The organism is Eubacterium aggregans (assembly GCF_900107815.1).
GTDB lineage: Bacteria > Bacillota > Clostridia > Eubacteriales > Eubacteriaceae > Eubacterium_O > Eubacterium_O aggregans.
The window spans coordinates 1-6,258 of sequence record NZ_FNRK01000044.1 but is presented as its reverse complement, the minus strand read 5'-3'; the positions used below and the strand labels follow the sequence as shown (position 1 = coordinate 6,258).

Sequence of the window (6,258 nt, the reverse complement as noted above, 5' to 3'; positions counted from 1 at the left end):
GTGCACTTGGATATAAAACACCTCAGCAAATGGAGGATGAAGCTATTCGGGTGGCATAAAAAAGTTCAACTTTTTGTGTCCAATGTATTGACATAGGTCCAATTTTTTTATTTCATCATTCTTGGATAACTTCCCTCAAAGCAAAAATCCGTGATTATCCTTCCGGCTTAGAACCAGACCTCAAATCACGGAAAGCCTTTATTTACTTATCTTATTACACGCTTACTTATCAACCCTTGACATCAATACTACCGTCTCAACGTGTTTCGAGTTGCCTTGATAGCTATCAAAACTGCGTTCTCAACCCCTATGGTTAAGGGGAACATATCCACACTCGTAGTTGGAAACATATCCAACATTGGCTCTCGTTTGTGGGAAGATATCAACGGTTTTGTCTGTTCGTGAGAACATATCAACTCAAATCATTTCATGGTTAATCCCTTATCAATGGCTTCCTGAATAATCTTATGACAACATACCCCCAAAGGATTGTTTTCCTTACAAAGCGAATTTTTCATTGCTCCAGTTATGGCATTTACTTCTTTAACGGTTTTCGCACCATGCTTTACAACTGCTTCAATTACCTGATCTTCTGTGACTTTGCTGCAATAACAAGCATACTTAGGATCTGCATCTTTCTTAAACCAGATAGGAACCCTAACTTGGTCTTTTAAGAATTTTATTTCTTTATCTAAGTTATAGTAAATAACGTCGCAGTCCTCATTCATGCATATCTTATATTGATCTCCATCAACGGCATTACGATAATCATCTGTCACCAAGTGTTCAACGGTTATCCTACTAACTGTTACTCCTTCATTATTACAGACAGGGCAACTCTCCTTTGTTCTATTTAAATTTTGTGTGATACATTCACAGCAATATTCATCAATAACTTTCAATTACATAACCTCCATATCTTTAAAACCATTTAATTCAAGGTAAATCCCAACCAATTTTCATTTATAGTTTTTAAATTAAAAAATACCCCTTGATTGTATCGTTAATTATCGGAATCATTCAAGGGGTGAATAGGAAAAATAGTTTATAGATTCTTTGCATTCAAAGCTCTAAAAGCATTTAATACTGCAATGATAGTTACACCTACATCTGCAAATATAGCTGCCCACATAGTAGTTATTCCAAAAGCACTCAAAATAAGAACAATTATTTTTATTCCAATTGCAAATACTATGTTTTGATGTGCAATTTTTAGTGTCTTTTTAGAAATCTTCATTGCAGTAGCAATTTTCGATGGCTCATCAGTCATAATTACAATATCAGCAGCTTCAATGGCCGCATCAGAACCTAAACCACCCATTGCTATTCCAATGTCTGCACGAGCTAATACAGGTGCATCATTGATTCCGTCACCAACAAAAGCAAGTTTACCTTTTTTAGATTTTTGCGAAAATAATTCTTCTAGTTTTTCAACTTTGTCTGCTGGCAACAGTTCTGCATAAACCTTATCAAGACCAAGCTCTTTAGCAACTTTTGAACCAACACTTTTATTATCACCTGTCAACATAACTGTTTGTTTAATATTAGCTGCCTTAAGTTCCTTGATTGCTTGTGCTGAATCTTCCTTTACCTCATCGGCAATTACAATGTAACCTATATATTTGTTATTAACAGCAACATGTACAACAGTACCGATCAGCTCTCCCTTGAAATAAGGGATATCCATCATTTTCATAAGTTTGATATTTCCTGCCATAACCTTTTTGCCATCTACTGTTGCAATAACACCATGACCTGATATCTCTTCTACATCTGAAATACGTCCATTGTCTATTTCTTTGCTATATGCACGTTTCAGTGAAAGTGAAATCGGATGATTGGAATAGCTTTCCACATATGCAGTTAATTCTAGTAGCTCTTCTTTGGAAACTCCTTCTGGATGAATTTCCTGTACATTAAATACACCTTTCGTTAGTGTTCCAGTTTTATCAAAAACAACAATTTCAGTTTCTGCTAATGCCTCTAAATAGTTACTACCCTTGACTAAAATACCTTTTTTTGAGGCTCCACCTATTCCACCGAAGAAACTCAAAGGAATTGAAATAACTAAAGCACACGGACAGGATACCACAAGGAATGCTAGTGCTCTATATATCCAATCACTAAAAGTCGCCCCGTCTATAACAAGAGGCGGTATAATAGCTAGAAAAACTGCAATTATAACCACAACCGGTGTATAATATCTCGCAAACTTCGTAATAAATTGTTCTGAATTGGATTTTTTACTACTTGCATTTTCAACTAAATCAAGAATTTTACTTACAGTAGATTCTCCAAATTCCTTGGTAACCTCTGCTGTAATAACCCCATTAATGTTGATGCACCCACTTAGGATATCACTTCCAACTTCTACTTCACGAGGAACAGATTCGCCTGTTAGTGCCGATGTATCAATCATTGAACTTCCCGCAATTACCTTGCCATCAAGAGGAATTTTTTCTCCTGCTTTAATTACAATAATATCTCCAATTTGTACTTCATCTGGGTCAACTTTGACAAGTTCATCACCTTTTTTAACATTTGCATAATCTGGTCGAATATCCATAAGGCTTGCAATTGACTTTCTCGACTTGCCAACTGCATAGCTTTGAAACAGTTCTCCAACTTGATAAAACAGCATAACTGCAACACCTTCAGGATACTCACCAATAAAAAATGCACCAATTGTTGCAATACTCATTAAAAAGTTTTCATCGAAAACTTGACCTTTAAAAATATTTTTTACAGCTCTTTTTACAACATCTCCACCTACAATAATGTAACTTATTATAAAGAGAGCAATCTGTAACCATTCGTTATTTAAATTAAGCAATACTGCTGTAGCTAACACTGCTGCACCAATAATTATTCGCCATAGTCGTTTTGTCATACTAAATAGCCTCCTTTAAGCCTTTTTCATAGTTGTATCGGGTTCGATTTTTTTAACTATTTTTTCGGCCTCTGCTATTATTGTTGGCATTTTTTCATCCTCACCATCAATAACGAGTTTTGTGGTCATAAAGTTAACAGTAGCTTCTTTCACTCCATCAAGCTCATTAATAGCCTTTTCCATTTTTGCCGCGCAATTTGCACAATCTAAACCTTCAAGTATAAATTTCTTTTTCATTATTAAATCCTCCTAAATATTATTTGTAATTTTATTTTGAATACTACAAGTCTTTTTCAAATTTTCTTGAAGCATTGCTCATTTGAAATGAAGACTTAAATATATGCCCAAATATCTTCAAAAAATATTCTATTCTACCGCATTACTACTTCTCGTTGATATGAATTAGACCTTGGTCAAATATTTCTCTTACATGATCATCAACTAATGAATAATATACTACTTTGCCTTCTTTTCTGTTTTTCACTAAATTAGCTTGTTTTAAGACTCTCAGCTGATGGGAAATTGCTGATTGTGTCATGTTAAGTAATACAGCGATATCACAAACACACATTTCAGCTTCATGTAAAGCCCATAATATCCTGATTCGTGTTGAATCTCCAAATACTTTAAATAATTCTGCTAGATCATAAAGGCTTTCTTCTCGAGGCATTTTATCTCTAACTTGATTTACAATATCCTCATGAATTACATTGCAGTCACATCTTTCAATTGAATTAAATTTTTTAGTCATATTATCACCTCTTTTTAAATCATTTCATCTGAATACTCGAACAAGCATTCATACGTTGTGTATTTATTATATTATTGTTTTTCTCTTGTGTCAATAGTTATATGAGCATTTATTCAAGTGTTTTTTATATTATTTAAAATATCTCAAAAACATCTACTAAGACATTAGTACCATCTTTTCTCGGTATCCTGTTCCATACATATCCTTTAAACAAATCCTTAAAAATAAAGACTTCACCTTCGTACAAGTTTTCGGTTTCTTTAATAGCTTCATCTAACAGCTTATTACATCACTCATGTGGTCAACTCCTTATCAATAACCTTATAAACAACATTTTTGATAATATCACATGTATAATTCATGTAAAAGTCAATGCAAAAACCGTCAATCAAGAGAACCTAACTCTTAATTGACGGTTTATATTAGTATTAAATCATACTTCCATTTCAATACCAGATTTAAAGCATATTACAAAGTGGTCATCATAAACACTAACATTCTGGATAATCTTCCTTACTAGGGTATCATCATATCTCAGAGTACGGTATTTGTTATTGCGGATAAATTCAATCAGCTCATTGATTCGCTCGTTCTCGCCACTGAGGGAGGCATCTTCTACTAAAAGGATTTGTCGCTTGTCTCTCAGCTCATCAATCTCATCTGCTAGGTGTTCATAGTCTTGACCCTTATTAGCCAGCTTGATGAGTTCTTTTTGTTTTTCCTCTAGTGAGTTGTTAATCTCTGAAATTTGGTATTCTGTGGTTTCGCCAATCACCGCATGAATATTTTCTTCCAGTGTCTTTATCATATTGTTGCCACCTGCAAGTAGCTTATTAATTGCGGTCATTACAGCACCATAGAGTTCATCTTCTTTTACGGTTCGGTTCTTACAAACTTCAGGACCTTGCTCGATTCTAGTCACGCATCGCCAGACAAATTCTTTTCTACCATGAATATTCCAATAGGTTCTCCTATAAATATCGCCACAATCTCCACAGAAGGTAATGGCACTTAAAGCGTACTTACTACTATAAATTCGTTTGTTCTTGCCTTCTCCTGTGTAGATATTGCTTCTTCGATGAATCTCTTCCTGCACCTGCAAAAATAACTCTTTAGGAATAATCGCCTCATGGCTATTTTCAACATAATACTGGGGAAGATGACCTTCATTCTTAACTCGTTTCTTGGTTAGAAAATCTACAGTAACAGTCTTTTGTAAGAGGGCATCTCCGATGTATTTTTCATTTTGGAGGATTTTTTTAACTGATTCCGGTCGCCATCTTGGTTTTCCTGCTGCTGTTAAAATATCATCTTCTTCAAGACCTCGACCAATACCCACTAGACTCTGACCTTCAAGGTATTCTCGGTAGATGCGTTTGATAATCTCAGCTTCTTCGGAGACAATAATTAAATTTCCATCTTCATCTTTCGTGTAGCCCATAAATCGCTTATGGTTGACCTGCACCTTGCCTTGTTGGTATCGGTACTGTAGGCCAAGCTTAACGTTTTGTGAAAGGCTCTGGCTTTCCTGCTGTGCTAGAGATGCCATAATGGTAAGTAGCACCTCACCCTTGGCATCCATTGTGTTGATGTTCTCTTTTTCAAAATAAACGGATATGTTCTTATCCTTGAGCTGTCTAATGTATTGAAGGCAGTCTAGGGTGTTACGTGCAAATCGGCTGATGGATTTTGTAATAACCATGTCGATATTACCGTCCATACACTCTGCAATCATGCGATTAAATTCGTCACGCTTTTTGGTGTTCGTCCCGGAGATACCATCATCTGCAAAGATGCCGGCAAACTCCCATTCAGTATTCTTCTTTATAAACTCTGTATAGTGTGCGACCTGAACCTCATAACTAGAATTTTGTTCTTCCGTTTCTGTAGAAACACGGCAATAGGCGGCAACACGAAGTTTCTTTATCTTTTCTTTTGCGGACGTACTTCCCACTCTTTTACGAGCTGGAATGACCATAATATTTTTCTCTGCCACATTATTCCTCGCTTTCTATCAAACTGTATAAGTATTCTGCCTTTGCAAAAGGATCCACTGGCATCTTATTATCTGCCTTTCTCATTTTGAATCGTTCTTTAGGTGGAGGAGAGGTGAAAGCGGCAAGCTCTACTACTCGACCTAAATCCTTTGCACGTTTATCTCTAACTTCTTCAGCTTTATCAAATATCTCTTTATCAATAATTGCTGGATACGTATCATTTCCAAGGTAGTTGACGTTTTTCAAAATGCGTCCCATCACAGAGTGTGTCTTATCAATACCTGCCTGTTCGCCAGCCACTGTATGGAGTGTTATCATAAAAGTACAGTCAAAACTACAAGGAAATGATAAAATAAAGAAAACAGAGAGGACTGTACACCCAAATGGCAAAAAAATACACACCCGAATTCAGAGCAGAGGCTGTCAAGCTATCTCAAGAAATTGGCGCACGGCCAGCATCTGAACGCCTCAACATCAATCTTGATACAATGTATACCTGGATTAGCAAGGCGAAGCATCATCAAAGCGAAGTTGATGCCTTAATCCAGAAAAAAGGTGGTACGGTCGCCCTGGCCGATGAAAACAATCAACTAAGGCGTAGACTTCGGGAACGTGAAGAA

At 36.0% G+C, this 6,258-nt stretch carries 8 protein-coding genes; 1 reads left to right on the top strand and 7 read right to left on the bottom strand.

The features are described 5' to 3' along the window. Nucleotides 1-422 precede the first annotated feature (422 nt). From BLW33_RS13680 to BLW33_RS13650, 7 genes are all read right to left on the bottom strand, one after another. Nucleotides 423-902, bottom strand: coding sequence for a Csac_0668 family 2Fe-2S cluster-binding (seleno)protein (locus tag BLW33_RS13680; protein ID WP_090309966.1), 480 nt, complete (start codon nt 900-902; stop codon nt 423-425). A 143-nt stretch (nt 903-1,045) separates the two neighbouring features. After that, nucleotides 1,046-2,890 (bottom strand): heavy metal translocating P-type ATPase, encoded by a 1,845-nt coding sequence (locus BLW33_RS13675; protein WP_090309963.1) that lies wholly within the window; start codon nt 2,888-2,890, stop codon nt 1,046-1,048. A gap of 15 nt (nt 2,891-2,905) precedes the next feature. Continuing rightward, nucleotides 2,906-3,127 (bottom strand): cation transporter, encoded by a 222-nt coding sequence (locus tag BLW33_RS13670; RefSeq protein ID WP_003145146.1) that lies wholly within the window; start codon nt 3,125-3,127, stop codon nt 2,906-2,908. Between the two features lie 145 nt (nt 3,128-3,272). Further along, nucleotides 3,273-3,641, bottom strand: a complete 369-nt coding sequence (locus BLW33_RS13665; protein ID WP_090309960.1) for an ArsR/SmtB family transcription factor — start codon at nt 3,639-3,641, stop codon at nt 3,273-3,275. A 133-nt stretch (nt 3,642-3,774) separates the two neighbouring features. Then, the gene (locus BLW33_RS13660) at nt 3,775-3,906 is read right to left on the bottom strand and encodes a DUF1413 domain-containing protein (protein ID WP_444979954.1); all 132 of its coding nucleotides are present in this window, start codon (nt 3,904-3,906) and stop codon (nt 3,775-3,777) included. 168 nt (nt 3,907-4,074) lie between these two features. Continuing rightward, nucleotides 4,075-5,637 (bottom strand): recombinase family protein, encoded by a 1,563-nt coding sequence (locus BLW33_RS13655; protein WP_176966743.1) that lies wholly within the window; start codon nt 5,635-5,637, stop codon nt 4,075-4,077. A gap of 1 nt (nt 5,638) precedes the next feature. Further along, nucleotides 5,639-5,938 (bottom strand): recombinase, encoded by a 300-nt coding sequence (locus BLW33_RS13650; RefSeq protein WP_479723648.1) that lies wholly within the window; start codon nt 5,936-5,938, stop codon nt 5,639-5,641. Nucleotides 5,939-6,021: 83 nt separating this feature from the next. Here BLW33_RS13650 and BLW33_RS13645 point away from each other — a divergent pair. Beyond that, nucleotides 6,022-6,258, top strand: a 237-nt coding sequence (locus BLW33_RS13645) for a transposase (RefSeq protein ID WP_143032663.1), incomplete at its 3' end; no start/stop codon positions are given.

Bases quoted from the DNA above. Each gene is read 5' to 3' on its own strand.
- BLW33_RS13665 (WP_090309960.1), bottom strand. From the start codon at position 3,641: ATGACTAAAAAATTTAATTCAATTGAAAGATGTGACTGCAATGTAATT.
- BLW33_RS13675 (WP_090309963.1), bottom strand. From the start codon at position 2,890: ATGACAAAACGACTATGGCGAATAATTATTGGTGCAGCAGTGTTAGCT.
- BLW33_RS13670 (WP_003145146.1), bottom strand. From the start codon at position 3,127: ATGAAAAAGAAATTTATACTTGAAGGTTTAGATTGTGCAAATTGCGCG.